The organism is Rhodococcoides kyotonense (assembly GCF_900188125.1).
GTDB classification, from domain to species: Bacteria; Actinomycetota; Actinomycetes; order Mycobacteriales; family Mycobacteriaceae; genus Rhodococcoides; species Rhodococcoides kyotonense.
The window spans coordinates 118,598-138,447 of record NZ_FZOW01000012.1; the positions used below are offsets into that span (position 1 = coordinate 118,598).

Sequence of the window (19,850 nt, forward strand, 5' to 3'; positions counted from 1 at the left end):
CCCGAACTCTGCTATTCGGGCCGAGGTCACGACGCGAGGAGCATGGCCAAAACGGCAGTATCGGGATCGCTGATCGGGTCGAGACCGACACGGCTCACCATGGAGGTGACAGTGCCGTCGGATTCGGCTTCCACCCAGGCCGCACGGTGTTCGAGGCCGAGATGCGGTAGCCCGGGAAGAAGCACGCAGCCCGACGCGGCCCCGGCGCATTCCGGAAGGCTCGGAGTGGTCTCGGACGGCGGATGCAGCATCAGAAGAGCTGCGGGTTGGTGGTCGGCGAAACGTCCGGGCGTGACGGCCGTCTCACCGATGACGGGGCCCTCGGACACGATGAGGCCGACGGTTCCCGGTGCCGGGTCGTCGGGAAGCTCCTCGCGGACACCGAAGACCGTCGACGTCACGAGCAAGCCCGGCATCGACGCGACGCGTACCGCCAGGGCGAGAAATTGAGCCCACTCCTTGGTCGTGTCGGGCCAGCGGCCGGAGACGACGAAGCCGTGCAGAATTCCTGCGGCGTGGAAGGGCGAGATACCGATCAGATCGCGCTCGTTCATGTCCGTACTCCTCGCTCGCCCAGGGATATCCAGGTACGCAACGTTGGGTACGCCTAAGGATGGATCAGAAACACGCTGGCACACAAGACGGTACGAGTGCTAACGGCCCGCCCGGGACCGCTTGAATGGTCCTTTCATACGATCAGATGGCTTGGAAGCGCCATTCAAGCACCGGCTGGACACGACAATGGGCCACCGCGACGTACGCGATGGCCCATCGATGTCGAAATGACTTACGGGAAGATCAGACCCGGGGTCTTCGACGTGGCAGCCTCGAAGCGAGCCTGAACGTCGGCCCAGTTCACGACGTTCCAGAACGCCTTGACGTAGTCGGCCTTGACGTTCTTGTACTGCAGGTAGAAAGCGTGCTCCCACATGTCGACCTGGAGCAGCGGGATGATGCCCAGGGGCACGTTGGCCTGCTGATCGTAGAGCTGGAAGGTCAGGAGCTTCTTGCCGAGCGAGTCGTATCCGAGGACTGCCCAACCCGAACCCTGCAGACCGTTGGCGGCTGCGGTGAACTGAGCGCGGAACTTGTCGAACGAACCGAACTGGTCGTCGATCGCTGCGCCGAGTTCGCCCTCGGGCTTGTCGCCACCGTTGGGGGAGAGGTTCTTCCACCAGATGGAGTGGTTGACGTGTCCGCCGAGGTGGAACGCGAGGTTCTTCTCGAGTAGGAAGATTGCGCCGTGATCCTCGTTGTCGCGAGCAGCGGCAAGCTTCTCGAGCGCGGTGTTGGCGCCGGCGACGTAGGTGGCGTGGTGCTTGGAGTGGTGCAATTCGTTGATCTCGCCCGAGATGTGGGGCTCGAGGGCGGAGTAGTCGAAATCAAGGTCGGGCAGTGTGTACTCGGACACGTGTTTCCCTTCTCTATCGACGCGCCGCCTATCGTTGGCGCGCGCGTCCTACTGTCGATCATTCGTCAGGTTCAACCCAATCTCATTCGTACCCCTAGTGCAACACCTGTAACCGAGACGCATTTCTCGGAATAAAACCACGCTGACGCGACGCACGGACTGAAGCGCCTTTTCACGCTTGCGCGACGCACGGACTGAAGCGCCTTTTCACGCTCGCGCGACAGTGCAACAAGGTCACGGGAAGGTCACAGCTAGGCGTCAGGATTCGTCCAGTCGGTGAACAGGAACTTAGTATTGCCGCCGTGAGTCCGCAGGGAATGTCGAGCGAGCGCGCCGACGCGCGGCCTGCCGTCACCGCCCCCAGAGTCGAGCTCGCGGGCGCGGACCTGCTCCGGACCATCGCCGTGCTGGCGGTCCTGTACTCCCACATCTCGTTCTACCTGATCGACGACCGCGGCGAAGGCTGGTGGGTCATCGACGTCGTCTACCGGGTCCTGATCGAGGAGACCGGGCTCAACCAGCATCTGTCGTTCGTCGGCGTCGCGATCTTCATGCTTCTGACCGGGCTGCTCGTCACCCGGTCGGCGATGCGGCAATCGCGTCGCGACTTCGCCGTCAGTCGGCTCGCTCGCCTCGTCCCGGCGTTGTGGATCAGCGTCTTCGCGGCGATCGTGCTCGTCCGACTCGGTATCAACGGCATGTTCAGCGGACAGACAGGCATCACCAACTCCGAGGCAGCGCTGAGCTTCGTCCTCGGCGGGTTCTTCCTCAAACCCGAGGTTGCCGTTCTCGGGGTCACCTGGACGTTGACCGTCCAGCTGCTGTTCTACCTGTACTGCACCGCGGTCCGCGGCGTGCTGCGGACCTATCCGGTGGTCGTGCCGCTGGTCGGGGCTGCCCTGTGCGTCGTCGTGCTGATGTACAACTTCTACATTCCGCAGCCGTGGTCGGTGCCGATGCTGTCGAAGATCGCCGCCACCATGCCGACGCTCTTCCTCGGCCAGATCATCTACCTCGGCTGGGCCAAGATCATCGGCTGGCGCTGGGTCGTCGTCGCCGTCATCGCGCAGGCCGAGGTGGTCCGGCTGGCCACCGACATCCACGCGTACTGGGCAGGCGATCAGTACATGTGGACGATCGTCGTCGTCACCGGCCTCGTGCTGCTGCTGAGCCGCTACGACGGCCGCGTCGCGCAGTGGGAGATCGTGCGGTGGACGGGCACTCGCAGTTACGCGATCTACCTCGTCCACACGCTGATCCTCTACCGCGTCTACGAGAACGTCGTCCCGTACACCGGACCCACGGGGGCCGTGGTGGCATTCGTCGTCGTCACCGCGTTGGTGTCCGAAGCCGTCTACCGATGGGTCGAGACCCCCGCGGCCAGGTGGTTGAACGGGCGGCTCCGCCGCCCACGTGCATGAAAATCCATAGCCCGCTATGTATTTTCGTGCACATGTCAGCGAAGCTGACCCATCACCTCCGACGCCACCAATTCCAGGTGATCCAGGTCGCTCAGATCCAGCACCTGCAGGTACACGCGCGACGCACCGAGTTCGCCGTAACGACCGATCTTGTCGACCAACTCGGCGGGTGAGCCGGCGGCGCCGTTCTCACGCAACTCGGGAACCTCACGGCCGATGGCAGCTGCGCGTCGGGCAATCTCGTCCTCGGTCTTGCCGCAGCACAGCACAAGCGCGGTCGAGTACGCGAGTGACTCGGGGGCGCGCCCTGCCGACGTGCACGCAGCTCGAACGCGGTCGAACTGCGTGCTGGTGTCGTCGATCGATGCGAACGGGATGTTGAACTCGTCGGCGTACTTCGCCGCCAGTGCGGGTGTGCGCTTCTTGCCACCGCCGCCGACGAGAATCGGAGGCCGCGGACTCTGCACGGGCTTGGGCAGGGCAGGCGACGAGACGATGGGGTAGTGCTTGCCGTCGTACGAGAACGTCTGTCCCGCAGGCGTTTCCCACAGGCCGGTGATGACGGCGAGCTGCTCTTCGAGCTTGTCGAACCGCTCACCCAACGGCGGGAACGGAATGCCGTACGACGTGTGCTCTTCCTCGAACCAGCCGGCGCCGAGGCCGAGGTCGACGCGGCCACCGCTCATCGCGTCGACCTGTGCGACGCTGATCGCCAGCGGGCCCGGGTACCGGAACGTCGCCGACGTCACCAGCGTGCCGAGGCGGATCGTCGACGTCTCGCGGGCGATTCCAGCGAGCGTGATCCATGCATCCGTCGGGCCGGGAAGACCGTCGGAGTTCATCGCCAGGTAGTGATCGGAGCGGAAGAACGCACCGTATCCGAGCTGCTCGGCGGTACGAGCGACGCGCAGGAGGTCGTCGTACGTCGCTCCTTGCTGGGGTTCGGTGAAAATCCTGAGTTCGATGCTCATGGCCTCGATCTTAAAAGCTCGATATCCGGTCGGAGCCTGTGGATGAAAACGGTCGAATGCCCCGTTTCTGTGGAAAGTCCTGTGGAAACTGTGGATAAAGGTCCCGACGGGTGGCAGGTCTCGGCCGGCCCGTGACAAGATCGGGGAGTGTCTGCTCCGGATCTGCCTTCCGTGCCCGCTGCCGAACTGCCCTCCGATACGACGGAGCCGTTGATCCTTCTGGACGTCCGAGAGGACGACGAATGGCAGCAGGGACACGCTCCCGGCGCGGTGCACATTCCGATGAGCGAGATCCCGTCGCGGCTCGGTGAGATCGACATCGACTCCCAGTTGTACGTGGTGTGCAAGGGCGGTGGCAGGTCGGCGCGCGTCGTCGAATATCTCAATCAGATCGGGTACGACGCGGTCAACGTCGACGGTGGCATGGCTGCCTGGCAGAGTGCGGGCCGCCCGCTCGTGCGTGACGACGGTGCCGAGGCGAGAATCTTCTAGTGTCCGCATTCCAGGTCTGCGCGCGGTGTGCCACACGGTGGCCGGTCGGGACAGCTCCGGCGGTGTGGTGCCCGCGGTGCCACGGGGTTCTGCTGTCGCCGGTGTCGGCGCACGCACCCGCGCAGGGGGTGCGGAACTTCAAATGGGTCGCGCGGTCGCCCAAGAGCAAGCGGGCCGCGTCGGCGTCGCCGAAACGTCGACCGAGCGCCACACCGCGCTACGACGAGATCCCACGCTGGGGATTGATCGATCGGCCGGCACCACGTCCGGACGAGGGCGCGTCGCGGCTCGATCGGTGGGGCAATGCCGCGTCGGGCCTGTTGGTGCTGACCGGAGCGCTTCTTCTGCTCGCCTGCGTCGCCGAACTGGTTCGCTACGGAATTCTTCTCTACAACCGAACCCGCCTGGTCAGCCAGACTGCTCTGGTCGCATCGGATGCGTTGGTGTTGTTCGCCGAGACAGCGTCGATCGTCATCGGCATTGCGGCGGCCGTCGCATCCGCGTGCTGGCTGGTGAAGCGTCGTCGAGACTTCTTCGCGCGTGCGAAGTCTCGTGACCCGCGCAGCACCCGGTCGATCTTCCTCGGGTCGCTGATCCCGGTCGTGTCGCTGGTCATGCCGGGCGTCTACCTCACCGAACTGGTCGACGTCCGAGGCCGCAGCGATCGTTCGGCACTGCTCCGTCTCGTTCGAATCTGGTGGGCTGCGTGGGTCGTCAACTGGCTTCTGGTGCTGGGTGCGACGCTGTGGCGTACCCGTGACTCGCTGCAAGCCCAGGCCGACAGCGTTCTGTTCTCCGCTGTCCTCGCACTCGTCGCCGCCGCCGTCGCGTTCCTGACGCTACGGCTCATGCGCGACGTCGAAAGCCGCAGCTTCCGAGGGATGGACCGGCCGGCTCCGACGCGGTGGGTCGTCGACGCCTCCAGAACTCGCGACGAGGTGACGGCATGACGTCGGACCGACGGGGACCCTTCGTCGTCGCGCATCGCGGTGCGTCGGCCGAGAAGAAGGAACACACGCTCGCCGCGTACGACCTGGCCTTGCGCGAAGGCGCGGACGGGCTCGAATGCGACGTCCGACTGACCCGCGACGGACACATCGTGTGCGTCCACGACCGCCGCGTCGATCGCACGTCGACGGGCACGGGCATCGTCAGCGAACTGTCGTACGACACGCTCAAGACCTTCGACTACGGTGACGACAGCGAACCCGCCGAACTGCTCACCCTCGCCGATCTGATCGAACTGGTGCTCAGCTGGACCAGCAAGCCGACGAAGCTGTTCATCGAAACCAAGCATCCCGTGCGTTTCGGCAGCCTCATCGAGAGCAAGGTCCTCGCCGAGCTGCACCGATTCGGCATCGCCCAGCCGGCGTCCGCGGATCATTCGCGTGCGGTCATCATGTCGTTCGCGCCGACGGCCGTGTGGCGGATCCGCCGATCGGCGCCGTTGCTCCCGACGGTTCTGCTGGGCGACGCGTCGTACTACCTCGGTGGAGGTGCCGCGACGACGGTCGGCGCCACCGCGGTCGGTCCATCGATCAGGACGTTGCGGGAGCATCCGACGATCGTCGACCGGGCCGCCGCGTCGGGACGCGCGACGTATTGCTGGACCGTCGACGAGAAGGACGACGTCGAGCTCTGCCGTCAGCTGGGTGTGGGGTGGATAGCGACGAACCATCCAGGGCGTACACGGGCGTGGCTCGAGGCCCGTTCGGACGTGTAGGTTTCGGGCGTGGGTAAGAGCAAAAGAAACAGTGGTCCGAAGCAGGACAGCAACCGGGCAGCGAAGCTCGCGCAGCGCGAGGCCGAGCGCCAGACCGCATCCGCGGCGCCGGTGCGTCCGTTCCAGGGCGTCGCAGCCGAGTGCGATCTCGTGGCGATGCGTGAGTTCGTGCCGTCGGCGACCGCGCCCGTCGAGGTCGACGGCCGTGCGGTGACGATCGCGACGGTTCTTCCTGGTGCGGTCGCAGCGTTGACGCGCGAGGAAGACGGCGTCGTGAAAGGCTTTGCCGCCCTTCAGGTTCAGGCGCATTCGCCGAACGTCGCCGCCGATCTGTCCAGCGCGTTGCGGTGGGCCGCCGATGCGGAGGCAGGTGAGTCGCTCGAGGCGTCGAACCCCGACGGAAACACCGCGGCGCTCGCCGAGGTGCTCGATCCTTCTGCTGAACTGAACATCACGGTGCACCAGGATTTCAACTGGTGGATCCCCGAAAGCGCTTCTCCTGCACCCGATGTCGCGGCCACCGTCGAGCGCGCGAACCAGGCGATCATGCCTTCGGCGCGCTTGGAAGGCGAGGGGCTCGTCGCAGCCTGGTGGGTCGACGCGGGTGACAAGGCGCATCTGCGCTGGGTGCGGCCGGAGAGCGAGGACGATCTGATGTTCGCTCTCGCACGGCTGCACGCCGCAGGCCATCTGACGCTGGGTGAGGGTTCGCGGTACGCGGGATCGTTCCGTACGCACGGGCTGTTGGTGCCGGTGTTCGATCTCGATCCCGAGCTGCACCCGACCGAATGGGCAACGCCCACAATCGAATTCGGTGCGAAACTTGCCGAGGCTCTTGCGGTCGACGCGCCGCTGACCTCGGAGCAGCGACGCTCGCGCGATGGGCTGCGCGGCCGTCAGGTCACGTTGCGATAGGCGCTTCGCGCATGTGCACGGAAATGCATAGCAGGCTATGTATTTCCGTGCACATGGCGCCGGAGGCGCATTACAGCGAGCCGCCCGCAGCGTGGGGTGCGCCGGCATCGGCTGCAGCTGCACCGCTCATCTCGCGGGCAACGAACTCTTCGAGATCGAACAGGTTGTGGCCGGCGCGATCTGCGATGTTGAGCAGCGTCTTCATGCTCGCAACCTCTTCGACCTGCTCCTTGAGGAACCACTGCATGAACTGCTCGCCGAGGTAGTCGCCCTCTTCGCGTGCCGTGCTCGCGAGGTTGATGATCTGCTCGGTGACGGTCTCCTCCTGAGCGAGCGCCAGTGCGATCGGCTCACGAGCGTCGGTGAAGACGGTCTTGGCAGCGTCGACGCCGGTGAGGTCGACGGTGATGTCGCGATCCAGGAAGTACTGGACGATCATCATCGCGTGGTTACGCTCTTCGACGGCCTGCGCGTAGAAGTGCTTGGCCAGCTGCGGCAGGTCGACATTGTCGAAGTACACGGCCGTCGCGATGTACTGGTGCGAGGCGTTGAACTCGTTGCGAATCTGATCGCGAAGCAGTGCGTGGAATTTCGAGTGTGTGGTTTCTTTGATGTCAGCGCTCATGACACAAGAGAATATGCTGGTCAGAGGGGGTTGTCATCCAAGCGCGGCCTTATTGAGGCCAACATTCCCTTAATTAGATGCGCCTAATTCTTTACTCTGACCTGGGGAAACGTTCAGACCGTTCCGGCTTGCCTCGGCGGATTGGTGCTCCGGTTCACCCGCGCCGTCGTTTCGCGCGCCACCCATTCCTCGATATCGAACAGTTCACTACCCGCGCGATGGACGATGTTGACCAGCCTACGCATGCTCGCGACTTCCTCCACCTGCTCCTGCAGGAACCACTGCACGAACTGCTCACCGATGTAGTCACCGGTATCGCGTGCGGTGCTCGCCAATGCCGTGATCTGGTCGGTCACCGCCTTCTCCTGTTCCAAAGCGAGTTCGACGGGTTCGGCGACGCCGGCGAATTCGGTGACGACGTCGGCGATTCCGGGTACCGCGACGGCGAGGTCGGCGTCGATGAGGAACTGAATCATCATCATCGCGTGGCCACGTTCCTCGGTTGCCTGCGCGTAGAACCGTCGTGCCAGTTGTGGAAGGTCGTTGCAGTCGAACCAGACGGCGATCGCGACGTACTGCTGCGACGCCGCGAACTCGTGACCGATCTGGGCCCTCAGAAGTTCGTGAAATGCATTGTCGGCGTTGTCAGTAGACGTCATAGAGGTCAGGCTACGCTCTTACGGACCGGATGTGCGTAGCTCCTCGGGGATCTGACGGTCGTCGGCGAGGGCGCCGAAGAACTGCGGCGCGCGTTCGTCGTCCCACAGAAGAACGTTGCCGACGTCGGAATCCTCGAAGCCACCCACTGGAACCGTCGTCGTGACGAGGTCGCCGCGCATCGCCCATGCGAGCCCGGCCAGATTCCAGATGTGGTCCCCGTCGTCGACACTGAGCGAGCTAGCCGTGTCCTTCACGAGCGGCCACAGCCGCAGTGGATTCAGGAAGGTCGCCGGACTCGTCGCCTTCGACAGCAGCGCCGACATGAACTGCCGCTGATTGTTCATACGGTCGAGGTCTGCGAGGGCCGTCGCGCGGGATCTCACGAACCCGAGAGCCTGGGAGCCGGTCAGGTCCTGACATCCGGCGGCAAGATCGATTCCGGCGAGAGGGTCGGAAATGGCGTTCTGCAGGCACACGTTCACGCCGCCGACAGCGTCGACGATGCCGGCGAATCCGCCGAAGCCGATCTCGGCGTAGTGGTCGATGTGCACGCCCGTCGCTTCCTCGACGGTCTGGACGAGCAGTGGGGCTCCGCCGAACGCGAACGACGCGTTCAGCTTGTCCTGCCCGTACCCGGGAATCGACACGTAGGAGTCACGCGGCAGGCTGACCATCGTCGACGGTCCACCGCTCTCGGGTATGTGGATCATGATGATCGTGTCGGTGCGGCTCGGCCCGACCTCACCACCGGTAGCCAGCGCAGCTTCCTGCTCGGGCGTGAGACCGGTTCGGCTGTCCGATCCGACGAGCAACCAGTTGGTACCGGGCGTATCGCCGACGCGGCCGCTGTAGTCCGGCAACGCGTCGACGCGCGTCAGCGAGCTGTCGACGTAGTAGACGAGCCCACCGAGGGCGAGGAGCAGGACGAGAAACGTCAGGCCGAACCGTCGACCCCAGTGGCGTTTCTTTCGTGCACGTGGCGGCGTGGGCCGGGCCGGTGGCGGTGGTGCTCCACGCCGAGGCGGCTCTCGGCGCGGTGGCTGCCGTCGAGGAGGCTCGTCGACGTACGGCTGTGGCTGCTGCCGCGGCGCGTACTGGACGCGGTCCTGCTCGCCGCGTGAGTACTGCTGTGTGGGGTTCGGTCCACGCGACAACGAGCCGGGCTCGGGTGCCTGCGACCACGCCTGTGGACCGCTCGGTCCGGGCCTCGGAGCGGACGGGCGGCCGTCGCGTCGGATGATCTGGGTGCCCTCGGGCGGCGGGCCGTCGGGACGACGCGGTGGCGGCGGCCGATTGCCTGGGGGTTGGTTCCGCGGCGGAGGCGGCCGATAGCCGGGTGGAGGTGGAACTCGGCGCGGCGGTGGTGGGCCCTGCCTGGGATTCCCCCGATTCCGCTGGTCGTCGTTCACGAATCGACTGTACCTAGGGAATCCAGGACAAATGGTTTCTCAATGCCGTGTAACCGACGAACGCGACGATGTCGATCAGCGCGTGGGCGATGAGCAGAGGCCACAACCGACCGGTCTTCTGCCAGTAGCGGCCGAATACGAGACCCATCGCGACGTTGCCGATCCCGCCGCCGAGCCCCTGGTAGAGGTGGTACGACCCGCGCAGCAACGCCGACGCGAGCAGCGAGGCGTTCTCGCCGACGCCGAGGCGTCGTAGACGCGAGATGAGGTAGGCGACGACGATGATCTCCTCGGCGCCGGAGTTGGCGAACGCGTAGCCGACGAGAGCGGGGACTCGCCACCAGTGGTCGTCGATCGCGCTGGGTACGACGGTCAGATTCAGGCCGAGCGCGTTGGCGACGAGATACAGCGCCAGTCCGGGAAGTCCGATGAGTGCTGCGAGCCCGAGGCCCTGCAGCACGTCCTTACGCAGTCGCGGCTTCGCGAGCCCGACGAGTTTCGGTCCGAGCCCGGCGCGCCACAGCAGATACAACCCGAGCGCACCCCACGCACACAGCCTGACGATCCTGAGGACCTGATACAGCAGGTCGATGATGCTCAGGCTGGAACTCGACGTATTGAGCGCGACGGTCTGATCCGACAGGCTGCCGGCGATCAGAGCGTCCTCGACGAGCGAGAGCATGCTGCTGAGTCCGCTGAGCCCGAACGTCACCAGTAGAACGATGGCGATCTCGATCTTGATCGCGCGTCGTTCGGAACCGTCGAGCGGGGGGCCGGTGTCAGGCGTCGGCGGGTTCAGCCAGCCTTTGAGGTCGATCACGCACGCAAGTCTGCCTTAGCCTCGGGCGCGCAGTCCGTTCAGAAAAGGGCAGCCGGCGAGCACACGTAGTGCGCGGCTGAGAGACAGCGTGTCGTCGACGGGTTCGGCGAACGCGAGCCGAACGTCGTTGTCGCCGTAGTCGCTTTCGATGCGCAACCGGATGCCGTAACGATCGATGCCCAACGGCCGGATGCGGCCCTGGCGCAACGACGGCGGAAGGCGTCGTGCAAGTTGGTTGACGAGATCGGCATGATCCTCGTCGAGATGCTGCAGCCAGCTGGTCTCCATCTCCCAGAACGGATCCGGCTCGGCAGCGAGGAGATCGTCGACGGCAACCGGTTCGGCGCCCGTGCTGTCGGCGACGACGGCCGACGACATGATCAGGCGCAGCAACACGGTGCTGTGTCCGACGTCGAGAAGCGACGGGTGCGGGTGCTCGGCGGCGACGGCGCCGGCCATCGGTCGCATCAGCGACTCGGGGACGGGCCGCAGCTCGCCGCGCAACCACACCAGTGAACGGACCGGCTCACGCAGCGGCAGTGGTGCGTGATCGGTCAGCTCGAGTACAGCCGGAACCCCTGCACGGGCCGACTGCCACGCGATGGATCCCATGGCCGACTCCATCGGCACCGCGAGTATCACCTCACCGTTGGATCGAAGGTGGTGAAGCGACGTGACGACGGGTTCGCTGCCTTCGATCGCCAGCGCGGCACCCTCCGCACGCGCACAGGCGCTGCGAACGCGTTCGGCGGTGGACGGTCCGGTGGTGGTAGCGCCGATCATGGGCTCCTCCGATGGGGTAGCTCGACTAGGTGAGGCAAACCTAAGTTAGTCCACACTTGTTTGGTCCGCAAGTCCGCAGTGCGGTCTACCGTGTAGACGGTGTCGATTCCTCTGACTCTCGGCGTGCCGCACAGGCCCGACCCGAACGCCCTCGTCACGGGCCTCTTCCAGCAGCGATACCCCGGTGTGGCTGCCGTCGAGAAGGCGATTTCGGCGGGTCCCGTCGTCGTACCGGCTTCGGTTCTGCTAGGCCTGGACGACGGCGTCGACCTCGGCCGGGTCGTCGTGGAACTCGACGTCGACCCGGACGATCTGCGCAATGTCCGCGCTGCCTATGAGGCCGTGCGGTACTCGGTGCACGTCGATGCGGACACCCTCGCCGACGCGCTCGTGTTGCGTCTGCCCTCGCCGCTCGTGATCTTTCCCGAGTTGGACGACTCCTCGGCGCTGGAGACGGTCACCGCGATCGTCGACGCGCACCGCACCCCGGGCATCTCGGCCTGGCTGTCGCCGCGCCACATCGCGGATGTCCTCGCCGTCGTCGCGCATTCCGAGGTCGGATTCACGGCACGAGCTCGCTCGGGTGCCGAGGCCATCGCTGTCGTCGCCGCGACTGTCGCCGCACTGCGCGGTGACGACATCCCGACGGCTCTCGCATCGCCCGACGTCGCGGCGCTCGCCGCTCTGCGTCCGGAAGCGGCCGACGCCGTCCGCACCGTTCTGCTCGGCATCGAGGTCGACGACGCGTCGGCCGGGCATCGTGCTCTCGTCGAGGCGGGTTTGGTCTCCGCCGACTCGCTGGGGACGTAACCTGGCAGTCGTGCCCAGAATCGCATACTTCGGTCCGTCGGGAACATTCACCGAAATGGCGCTCGGCCGAATGGAGTCCGACGGCGTCGTCGAATCACTCGGTTTCGGTCGGCAGGTAGAACGCGTCGCGTACGGCAGCCCACCGGCAGCGTTGGAAGCCGTGCGCGACGGCGACGTGGACGCTGCAGTGGTGCCGATCGAGAGTTCGGTCGAAGGATCGGTGCCTCCCACGCTCGACGCGTTGGCCGCATCCAGCAGGCTGCAGATCCTCGCCGAGACGGAGATCGACGTCGCGTTCTCGATTCTCGGCCGACCGGGCGTCGCACTCGACGAGGTCCGATCGGTCCGCGCGTATCCCATTGCAGCAGCGCAGGTTCGGCAGTGGCTCGACACCAAGATCCCCGACGCCGAAGTGCAGTTCGCATCGTCGAACGCAGGAGCAGCGGAGGACGTCGCAGCCGGGCTCGCCGACGCGGCAGTCTCGACGTCTCTCGCCGGTGAACGGTTGGGGTTGCCGTCGCTCGCCGACGGCGTTGCCGACATCGACACGGCGCGAACGCGATTCGTTCTGGTCGCCACCCCGCGACACGCTCCTGCTCCAACCGGCGCCGACCGGACCGCGCTGGTGTTGATGCCCGACAACGTCCCGGGAGTCCTTCAGTCGGCCCTCGCCGAGTTCGGTCTGCGCGACATCGACCTCACCCGTATCGAATCACGGCCCACGCGAAAGGAATTCGGAACCTACCGATTCTTCGTCGACTGCGCGGGACACATCGAGAACCCCATCGTTGCCGAGGCCCTCGGTGCCCTGCACCGCAAGATGAAGTTGCGCTTCCTCGGATCCTGGCCCGTATCGACGGGAACAGGAAGCACGCCGCCGTCGTTGGACGATCAGATCGATTGGTTGGCGCGACTACGCGAGGGCAGGTCAGACGAATGACGGGCAAGTTGGTACTGGTACGGCACGGGCAGACGTTCGCGAACGTCGACAAACGGCTCGATACCCTGCCTCCAGGTGCTGCGCTGACCGATCACGGCCATGAGCAGGCCCGACGGTTCGGCGAATCGATCGCGGCCACCCCGCCGAGTGTGCTGATCTCGTCGGTGGCACTGCGCGCACGGCAGACGGCCGAACACATCTCGAAGGCCACCTCGGTGCCTGCGCAGGAGCGCGACGGTATCCAGGAGACCTTCGTCGGTGAATGGGAGGACCGCAGCGACAAGGACGCGCACGCGGGATTCACCGCCGTCTACGGCAAGTGGCACGCGGGCGACCTCGACGTAGAGGCCCCCGGCGGTGACAGCGGGCGGTCCATTCTCGACCGCTACGTTCCGGTTCTCGAGTCGCTACGCGCCGAATATCTGACCGATCCCGATGCGCCCGACGTCGTCGTGGTCAGCCACGGAGCTGCGATCCGCCTGGTCGGCGCGGTGCTGGGCGGAGTCGACGGCGAGTTCGCGGCCGACAACCACCTCGACAACACCGAGACCGTCGAACTGCTGCCCACGCCTGGTGGCGGCTGGACGTGCGTCCGATGGGGAACGTTCCTGCCGCCGTTCGAAGGCAAGGGCAGCCACGTCGCGGACAACCCGATCAGCTGACGTCCGCTTGCTCGGCCATGTCGGTCAGTGCTGAGCGGAGTCGCGCGTCCGAGCCGGACGAGAACGATGTCCACCGCGCGCCGTCGGCCGCGGTGGTGGAGGTGGCGACGAGCCTGCCGCGAGGAGTGTCGAACACGGCGACGGGGTGAGGACCGAATGATCTGGTGCCGGAACCGACTGTCACGCACGTGATCTCGGTGTGTCGCGTACATGTGGCGAGCGCCGCCGCGACGGCAGTGGCCGATGACGCGTCGATGCCGAGGTCGGTGAGGCGAGCAGCCGTCCCTGTGGCGTCGGTCGGGCTGGCGTCGAGCGCTTCGGCCAAGCGGTCGGTCGGTGCGGAGATGCTGTCGATCTCGAACGGCGGTTCACTGCCGAGGACATCGAGCAGGTCGCGTGCTGGGTCTCTGATCGTTGTCCGGATGTTCAGCCGTTCGGCGCTGCGAACCGCAACGACCGAACCCGCACTGTTCGACGCCCGGCACACTCGTGTGATCGGGTGGCTTCCGTAGGGGCGCGGGACGATCCGCGCCTCGACGTACCAAGCCGGTTGCTCCAGGGTGCGCAGCCACAGCTCGAGGTCGGGGTGCACACGGTCGTCGTGCAGCAGCTTGTCGGCGACGAGGCCGTCGCGACCGCGGATCAGCGCGGCACGTAGGTCCGGCGCCGCGTCGAACCGCGGGAAGACGTCGAGTACGACGGGTAGCTCGGCGATGCCCATTTGGTCGACGAGATAGTCCATGCGATCGGCGTCGAGATCTGCGAACGGAAGATCCTGGCCGACGGGTCGGGTACCCAAATCGATCAACGTTCGTTCCACGCGCCGTCGGCACCGATGACCGACGGGGCCACCGTACGTCCGTCCGCGAAGTGCTCGAACTGTTTGAGGTATCCGGGGGTGTCGTGTTCGTCGTCGCCGTCGTCGGTACGGGCTCCCGCCATCGGCGCGGGTGCGTGCCCGCCACGGGCTGCAGCGGCTGCATCGGCCGGCCCTCCAGGTGTGATCGGGCCGGAAGTGTTGGTGCCGAACGGGTTTCGATCCATTCCCAGCAGCAACCCGGCATGACCTCCTGGGAGGCCGGACGGCAGTCTCGACCCGAGCGAGCCTGAGCCGGAGATGCCTCCGGAGAAGGACGCGCCCGTCGACACTGCCCGTGTCCGGACCGGCGAGGTGGAGTCCGCTCTGGGCGATACGTGCGCCGGGGCAGTGGACTGCTGCGTACCCTGACCTGTGCTCATCAACGACGACACCGCTGCTCCGCCGAGGTTGGTCGCCGCGGACGCGACCGTGGTGACGGATGATCCGGCGACGGTACCCGCGGTGCTCGCGACCTGACCGATGGCACCTGCCACTGCCGGATTCTGTACTGCCGCAGTGACTGCCGCGAGTGCCGCCTGCGCAGGAGACGTGCGTGGACCGAAGCCGAACACGCTGGATTCCTCGTACGACGATGCGCCGTCGACGGAACTGGATGCCCTGGACGACGCACCTGATCCGTCGAGAACGATCTCCGGTGGCCGGTCGAACGAAACAGTAAGTGCGAGAGGAGTTGTCGCGGCCTCGTACGCCTCCATGACGATGGCCGCGCGCACGTCGAGGGCGCGCGCCGTGGCTTCGGCCGCTGCGGCACTGCCGTTGAGGACACCGCCGGTACCGTATGCCGCTATCCGTGCTGTTTCGACGGCGCCGATCTCCACTGGACTCGGCATCGCGACCGTAGCCGTCGTATAGGCCGCAGCCCCGCCTGCCGCATGAGCCGCGACGTCGGCGGCCTTGACTGCCGAGGCCTGCGTCCACGCCAGGAACGCGCCGAGCCTGGCCTGCGCGGCATCGGCCGCCGCACCTTCCCAGCCCGCAGCCAGCACTGCCATCACGCGGGTGAGGGTGATCGACGCGTCGGAGTACGCGGCAGCGACCGACTGCCACGCCCCCGATGCAGTCGCCAAGGGTGCTGGTCCTGCACCGGCCAACAGCGTCGTCGAATTGACCATCGCCGTGCGGGGCAACCACACGACTCCCGTCACTCCCAGCGTCATACAACGTCCCCCGTCGATGTAATGGTCGGATCAGATATCGAGTGCGCGACTGTGTTCGAGGTCGACGTCGCGATAAGCCGACGCCTGCGTCCGCAACGCTGCAGCGGTCTCGATCAGCTCGCCGATCGCGTCGTGAGTGGCCGGTGTGTACGAGCCGGCAGCATGCTTGAAATATCGATTGGCCAGCAGCGACACCTCTTCGCTGCCCGACGGGATCACCTGGATGGGAACCGACGCCGCCGCGAGACTCGCCTGGAGCCGGGTGGCCAACGCGTCGAGCTCCGCTGCCGCGCCCTCGAGGGCAACAGGGTCCACGCGCACGTGTGCCGTCATCGGTGCTCCTTTACGTCCGTGTGTCTCGAGAACCTACGCCCTCGTAGGAATTGGACGGCGACTGCCCACGAACGGTTCCCCGGTCGAGAAAAAAGCTCAGGTGATTCTTTCGGCGACCGAACGCAGAGTCCACCGGCCACCGCGGAAGTTCACGCTGGTGGAGGTCACGGGCGGAATGTCGACTCGCCAGAACGATGCGATCGGCGCGTCGAGAGTACGTACGACGACGGCTCGGACGATCGCCGGATGCGTGACCGCGAGGATTCGGCGATGCTCGTCCGCGACCCGATCCATCCACGCACCGACCCGGATGAACAACGCGTCGATGGATTCGCCGCCCGGTGGCGTCGTCGACGTGTCGGTGAGGAGGCCGACCATGTCGCTTTCGGACAGGTCCTCCAAGCTCGACCCGGCCCAGTCGCCGTAGGCGAGGTCGGACAGATCGACGACGACGTCGCCGCGCAGTCCCAGGGCGTCGGCGGTCTGTCGAGTTCGTAACTCGGGGGCGACGAGGACGGAATCGGTCGGAGCGTCGAAAGTCACGTCGTCGAGTTGCCTCGACCCGCCCGAATCGAGAGGTTCGTCCGAAGGGAAGCGAGCCCGACGCATCGCCTCGGTCATGCCATGGCTGATCAGTGACAACCTCGTGACAGTCGCAGCCATGGGCGCCAGAATAGGTTCCCCATTGACAGCGAGTGGGACTGGTGCCACAGTTCGCAAGTCAGTGCGATGTGTGTAGGTAATCCCGGTGGGAATCCGGAGCGGTTGCGCCACTGTGATCGGACCTGAGTTCGAGAGCCAGAAAACTCACACATCGCTTCAGTTCTTCGACGGGACGCACAATCCCAGGAGGAAACACCCCCGATGGCCACAGTCCACACCCCCAGCACCACCACGGAGTCGGCGGCACTCGCCCTCGTCGTGGCTGCGGTGATTCTGCTCGCATTCCTCGTGCTCTACCTGGTCGGATTCGACCAAGGCGCCATCTCGCGTAGCGGGATGTACATGCACGAACTGATGCACGACGGACGCCACCTGCTGGGTCTGCCATGCCACTGACCACTCTACCCGGCACGTTCGTTCAACTGCTCGTCCGAGGATTGCTCGCCGGCCTCATCGCGGGCCTGCTCGCCGGGGCCGTCGCGTTCACGATCGGAGAGCCGCACATCGACTCGGCCATCGCTATCGAGGAAGCCGCCGGGCATTCGCATGCAGAGGAAGCGCCCGCTGCACATTCGCACGACGAGGAAGATGCCCTCGTCAGCCGCGACGGCCAACGCGTCGGACTCTTCCTGGCGACGGGGCTCGCCGGCCTCGCGCTCGGAGCGATCTTCGCGACCGTTCTGCACTATGCCCGACGGTTCACCACGCTGCCCGGATCGGTGCTCGCTCTGACGGCCGCAGCTCTGGGGTGGGTCGCCGTCGAGGCGGTCCCGTTCTTCAAGTACCCGGCCAACCCTCCTGCCGTCGGCGATCCCGAGACCATTTCCCAGCGGACGTGGCTGTGGCTGGCGACGGTGACGCTCGGATTGCTGGCCGTGGCGGTCGGGATCTACGTCGCGAAACTCGTCGCGGCACAGGCGTCGCTCGCCGTGAGAGTCGCTGCCCCGCTGGCGGCGTTCCTCGTCGTCGTCGGGCTCGGGTACGTGCTGCTCCCGGGTATCAACGAGGTCGGCGACGACTTCCCTGCCACCCTGCTGTGGGAGTTCAGGCTGTCGTCCTTCGCGACTCAGGCGACGTTGTGGACCGGGCTCGGGTTGGCCTTCGCGTTCCTGACGGACCGGGCGTCGGCGGGGGCGCGGGAGGCTGTTTCGGTGTAGTCACCACCGCTTGAATGGTTCATTCATACGGTCAGATAGCTAGAACGGTTCATGCAAGCGGTGAGCGCACGTCGGGCCCACCGCTTGGATGGTTCATTCATACGGTCAGATAGCTAGAAGGGTTCATTCAAGCGGACGGAAATCAGCCGAACCCCAGTTCGTGCAACCGCTCGTCGTCGATGCCGAAGTGATGGCCCACCTCGTGGGCCACGGTGATGGCGATTTCGCGACGGGCGGTGTCCGCGTCGTCGACCATCTCGAGAATCGGCCGACGGTAGATGGTGATGACGTCGGGCAGATGACCGCTGTATTCGAAGCGGTCGGTGAGCGCGATTCCCTCGTACAACCCGAGGATGTCCTCGGTGGGGTGCTCTTCTTCGACGAGGACGACCACGTTGTCCATGAAGTCGATGATCGCGGGCGGGAGGGTGTCGAGGGCGTCGGATACGGCGTTGTCGAAGTCGGCGCGCGTCATCGAGAAAGGAATGTCACCCTCCCGGGGTGATCGGGGCTGCACCGGGCAGCGGTGTCGGGAGTGCGCGACCGTCGGGAGCCGACGGCGGCGGGACCGGGGCCTGGCCGTTGATGAGGATGTCGCCCTTCGCGGAACCGGTGATGGTCGCGAATCCGCCTTCGTCGAGTTCCTTGCCGACCGAGCATGTGACCTGGCGACTGCCGGCCAGCCAGCTGGTGACGTCGATGGTGTTCCAGAACAGGGTCAGCGTCTTGTCGCGCAGTGCCGTGTCGGATCCGAGGTACGTGTTGACGGTGGCAGTGCACGTCGGTTCGAGGTATGCGTCCTGGTCGGCCTCGCTGGGGATGCCGCTGGGGAACTGCTGTTGGAGATCGACGATCGACGCGACCTCGAACGCATGTGCCTGGCTGCAGTCCACCGGGTCGGCGGGAACGTTCTGGTTGATGCCGATACAGGTGCCCACGTCCCAGACGTTCGATTGGTCCTGGTCCAGCACCGAACCTGTCATTTCCTGCGGAACTCCGGTGTTCGACGACTGCTGGATGCCACATCGCAGAGTCCGCTCACCAGCCATCCACCCGGACTGCGACGGGAACATGAGGCCGACGCTGAACTTGCCGTTCGGGTCGAACTTGGTGGCGAGGTAGTCGTCGACGACGGTGATGCAGTGCTCGTCGCGCAGTTGACCGAACCGCAGGGCGCCGGGATAAGCCGAGCCGGGCGCGAACTCGATGCCGGGGTACGCGGTCAGGTCGATGTCCTGGGCGACCTCGAACCGATGCGGCTCGGCGCACGACACCTCGGCGAGGTCCTGACGGTCGGTCTCGGGGTCGTCGGTGGGGGTCCACTGCAGGCACGTGCCCGGGTCCGCCGAGCCGAAGGATTTCGCGGAGACGGGCCCGCTGGTCGCAGGCCCCGAGTCCGAGGCGTGCGTCGTGATCTTCTCCGGCTGCGAGAAGCCACCGGAGACGAACAGCGTCACGACGGCGGCAGCCACGGCTCCGATGGCGATCAACGCCAGCCCTCGGCGCGCGACAGGCGCCGTCACGGTGCGCTGGTCGCGTCGTGCTTTCGGGTTGCCGGGCTCGGCGGGATCGCTCGTGGACATCACCTCCATCATGCCCGAGTATGTTCGGTTGCCATGACGGCACCTGAAGATGACGCGGACGTCGCCGAGCTCGCGGGTCGGCTGTTCACGATGGCACGTACCGGTGACACCGCTGCGCTGACGAGCTACCTGGACGCGGGCGTCCCGGTGGATCTGAACAACAGCTCGGGCGACACGTTGGTCATGCTCGCCGCTTACCACGGACATGCCGAGACGGTCCGGCTGCTGGTCGAGCGGGGTGCCGACGTCAACCGTCCCAACGACAAAGGACAGACGCCTCTCGCGGGAGCGGTGTTCAAAGGTGAGGACGACGTCGTGCAGGCGCTTGTCGGTGGGGGTGCGGATCCGCACGGTGGGCACCCGTCGGCGATCGATGCTGCTCGGATGTTCGGACGCGAGGACTACCTGGGGTTGCTGGGGAAGTAGAGTTTCCGT

At 65.9% G+C, this 19,850-nt stretch carries 25 protein-coding genes; 11 read left to right on the forward strand and 14 right to left on the reverse strand.

The features are described from left to right. Positions 1-26: 26 nt before the first annotated feature. Positions 27-554 carry a peptidase gene (locus CHB96_RS19845; protein WP_089249420.1) on the reverse strand — a complete coding sequence of 176 codons (528 nt, stop codon included), beginning with the start codon at positions 552-554 and terminating at the stop codon, positions 27-29. A 233-nt stretch (positions 555-787) separates the two neighbouring features. Next, positions 788-1,411 carry a superoxide dismutase gene (locus CHB96_RS19850; RefSeq protein WP_089249422.1) on the reverse strand — a complete coding sequence of 208 codons (624 nt, stop codon included), beginning with the start codon at positions 1,409-1,411 and terminating at the stop codon, positions 788-790. A 317-nt stretch (positions 1,412-1,728) separates the two neighbouring features. On the opposite strand from CHB96_RS19850, the gene CHB96_RS19855 reads away from it, so the two are divergent. Continuing rightward, positions 1,729-2,832, forward strand: a complete 1,104-nt coding sequence (locus CHB96_RS19855) for an acyltransferase family protein (protein WP_176444389.1) — start codon at positions 1,729-1,731, stop codon at positions 2,830-2,832. A gap of 35 nt (positions 2,833-2,867) precedes the next feature. Here the strand turns inward: CHB96_RS19855 and CHB96_RS19860 are convergent, their stop codons facing one another. Further along, positions 2,868-3,797 (reverse strand): LLM class F420-dependent oxidoreductase, encoded by a 930-nt coding sequence (locus tag CHB96_RS19860; protein ID WP_176444390.1) that lies wholly within the window; start codon positions 3,795-3,797, stop codon positions 2,868-2,870. 153 nt (positions 3,798-3,950) lie between these two features. Between CHB96_RS19860 and CHB96_RS19865 the strand changes: the two genes are divergently transcribed. Genes CHB96_RS19865 through CHB96_RS19880 form a run of 4 tightly spaced genes read left to right on the forward strand, consistent with a single transcriptional unit; the run spans position 3,951 to position 6,933 of the window. Continuing rightward, the gene (locus CHB96_RS19865; protein ID WP_371829036.1) at positions 3,951-4,295 is read left to right on the forward strand and encodes a rhodanese-like domain-containing protein; all 345 of its coding nucleotides are present in this window, start codon (positions 3,951-3,953) and stop codon (positions 4,293-4,295) included. Then, positions 4,295-5,245, forward strand: a complete 951-nt coding sequence (locus CHB96_RS19870; protein WP_217899967.1) for a DUF4328 domain-containing protein — start codon at positions 4,295-4,297, stop codon at positions 5,243-5,245. The genes CHB96_RS19865 and CHB96_RS19870 overlap by 1 nt, the downstream gene beginning before the upstream one ends. Then, positions 5,242-6,018: a glycerophosphodiester phosphodiesterase family protein gene (locus CHB96_RS19875; RefSeq protein ID WP_089249428.1), complete on the forward strand. Its 777-nt coding sequence runs from the start codon at positions 5,242-5,244 to the stop codon at positions 6,016-6,018. The genes CHB96_RS19870 and CHB96_RS19875 overlap by 4 nt, the downstream gene beginning before the upstream one ends. A gap of 9 nt (positions 6,019-6,027) precedes the next feature. Further along, positions 6,028-6,933, forward strand: a complete 906-nt coding sequence (locus tag CHB96_RS19880; protein WP_089249430.1) for a DUF5926 family protein — start codon at positions 6,028-6,030, stop codon at positions 6,931-6,933. A gap of 70 nt (positions 6,934-7,003) precedes the next feature. Here the strand turns inward: CHB96_RS19880 and CHB96_RS19885 are convergent, their stop codons facing one another. The 5 genes from CHB96_RS19885 to CHB96_RS19905 all read right to left on the reverse strand — a co-directional run bounded on the left by CHB96_RS19885 (position 7,004) and on the right by CHB96_RS19905 (position 11,230). Beyond that, positions 7,004-7,558 (reverse strand): ferritin, encoded by a 555-nt coding sequence (locus CHB96_RS19885; RefSeq protein ID WP_089249432.1) that lies wholly within the window; start codon positions 7,556-7,558, stop codon positions 7,004-7,006. 113 nt (positions 7,559-7,671) lie between these two features. After that, positions 7,672-8,217 carry a ferritin gene (locus tag CHB96_RS19890; RefSeq protein ID WP_089249434.1) on the reverse strand — a complete coding sequence of 182 codons (546 nt, stop codon included), beginning with the start codon at positions 8,215-8,217 and terminating at the stop codon, positions 7,672-7,674. 18 nt (positions 8,218-8,235) lie between these two features. After that, complete coding sequence (locus tag CHB96_RS19895) at positions 8,236-9,459, reverse strand: LCP family protein (protein WP_176444391.1); 1,224 nt, start codon at positions 9,457-9,459, stop codon at positions 8,236-8,238. 181 nt (positions 9,460-9,640) lie between these two features. Beyond that, the gene (locus CHB96_RS19900; RefSeq protein WP_089249436.1) at positions 9,641-10,447 is read right to left on the reverse strand and encodes a CPBP family intramembrane glutamic endopeptidase; all 807 of its coding nucleotides are present in this window, start codon (positions 10,445-10,447) and stop codon (positions 9,641-9,643) included. A gap of 15 nt (positions 10,448-10,462) precedes the next feature. Next, positions 10,463-11,230 (reverse strand): DUF2470 domain-containing protein, encoded by a 768-nt coding sequence (locus tag CHB96_RS19905; protein WP_089249438.1) that lies wholly within the window; start codon positions 11,228-11,230, stop codon positions 10,463-10,465. Between the two features lie 99 nt (positions 11,231-11,329). Here CHB96_RS19905 and CHB96_RS19910 point away from each other — a divergent pair, with 99 nt between their 5' ends. Genes CHB96_RS19910 through CHB96_RS19920 form a run of 3 tightly spaced genes read left to right on the forward strand, consistent with a single transcriptional unit; the run spans position 11,330 to position 13,642 of the window. Further along, positions 11,330-12,040, forward strand: a complete 711-nt coding sequence (locus tag CHB96_RS19910) for a hypothetical protein (protein ID WP_089249440.1) — start codon at positions 11,330-11,332, stop codon at positions 12,038-12,040. Between the two features lie 10 nt (positions 12,041-12,050). After that, positions 12,051-12,980 carry a prephenate dehydratase gene (pheA, locus tag CHB96_RS19915; protein WP_089249442.1) on the forward strand — a complete coding sequence of 310 codons (930 nt, stop codon included), beginning with the start codon at positions 12,051-12,053 and terminating at the stop codon, positions 12,978-12,980. Continuing rightward, entirely contained in the window at positions 12,977-13,642 is a 666-nt protein-coding gene (locus tag CHB96_RS19920; protein WP_089249444.1) for a histidine phosphatase family protein, read from the forward strand. Before pheA ends, CHB96_RS19920 begins: the two co-directional genes overlap by 4 nt. On the opposite strand, the gene CHB96_RS19925 is transcribed toward CHB96_RS19920, so the two are convergent. The 4 genes from CHB96_RS19925 to CHB96_RS19940 form a co-directional block, all read right to left on the reverse strand. Further along, positions 13,635-14,450, reverse strand: a complete 816-nt coding sequence (locus CHB96_RS19925; RefSeq protein WP_089249596.1) for an ESX secretion-associated protein EspG — start codon at positions 14,448-14,450, stop codon at positions 13,635-13,637. The genes CHB96_RS19920 and CHB96_RS19925 overlap by 8 nt on opposite strands. Then, the gene (locus CHB96_RS19930) at positions 14,447-15,679 is read right to left on the reverse strand and encodes a PPE domain-containing protein (RefSeq protein ID WP_089249446.1); all 1,233 of its coding nucleotides are present in this window, start codon (positions 15,677-15,679) and stop codon (positions 14,447-14,449) included. Before CHB96_RS19930 ends, CHB96_RS19925 begins: the two co-directional genes overlap by 4 nt. A 30-nt stretch (positions 15,680-15,709) precedes the next feature. Next, positions 15,710-16,012, reverse strand: coding sequence for a PE family protein (locus tag CHB96_RS19935; protein WP_089249448.1), 303 nt, complete (start codon positions 16,010-16,012; stop codon positions 15,710-15,712). A 96-nt stretch (positions 16,013-16,108) separates the two neighbouring features. Further along, the gene (locus tag CHB96_RS19940) at positions 16,109-16,675 is read right to left on the reverse strand and encodes a histidine phosphatase family protein (RefSeq protein ID WP_089249450.1); all 567 of its coding nucleotides are present in this window, start codon (positions 16,673-16,675) and stop codon (positions 16,109-16,111) included. A gap of 201 nt (positions 16,676-16,876) precedes the next feature. Between CHB96_RS19940 and CHB96_RS19945 the strand changes: the two genes are divergently transcribed. Together CHB96_RS19945 and CHB96_RS19950 are read left to right on the forward strand one after the other, a co-directional pair. Beyond that, on the forward strand, positions 16,877-17,071 hold the full coding sequence (locus tag CHB96_RS19945) for a CbtB domain-containing protein (RefSeq protein WP_089249452.1): 195 nt from the start codon (positions 16,877-16,879) through the stop codon (positions 17,069-17,071). After that, the gene (locus CHB96_RS19950) at positions 17,062-17,832 is read left to right on the forward strand and encodes a CbtA family protein (RefSeq protein ID WP_089249454.1); all 771 of its coding nucleotides are present in this window, start codon (positions 17,062-17,064) and stop codon (positions 17,830-17,832) included. Before CHB96_RS19945 ends, CHB96_RS19950 begins: the two co-directional genes overlap by 10 nt. 142 nt (positions 17,833-17,974) lie before the next feature. Here the strand turns inward: CHB96_RS19950 and CHB96_RS19955 are convergent, their stop codons facing one another. Both CHB96_RS19955 and CHB96_RS19960 read right to left on the reverse strand, forming a co-directional pair. Beyond that, complete coding sequence (locus CHB96_RS19955) at positions 17,975-18,307, reverse strand: metallopeptidase family protein (RefSeq protein ID WP_089249456.1); 333 nt, start codon at positions 18,305-18,307, stop codon at positions 17,975-17,977. Positions 18,308-18,320: 13 nt separating this feature from the next. After that, positions 18,321-19,415 carry a septum formation family protein gene (locus CHB96_RS19960; RefSeq protein WP_245865930.1) on the reverse strand — a complete coding sequence of 365 codons (1,095 nt, stop codon included), beginning with the start codon at positions 19,413-19,415 and terminating at the stop codon, positions 18,321-18,323. 33 nt (positions 19,416-19,448) lie between these two features. Here CHB96_RS19960 and CHB96_RS19965 point away from each other — a divergent pair, with 33 nt between their 5' ends. After that, positions 19,449-19,841 (forward strand): ankyrin repeat domain-containing protein, encoded by a 393-nt coding sequence (locus CHB96_RS19965; protein WP_089249460.1) that lies wholly within the window; start codon positions 19,449-19,451, stop codon positions 19,839-19,841. The last annotated feature ends 9 nt before the right edge of the window (positions 19,842-19,850 follow it).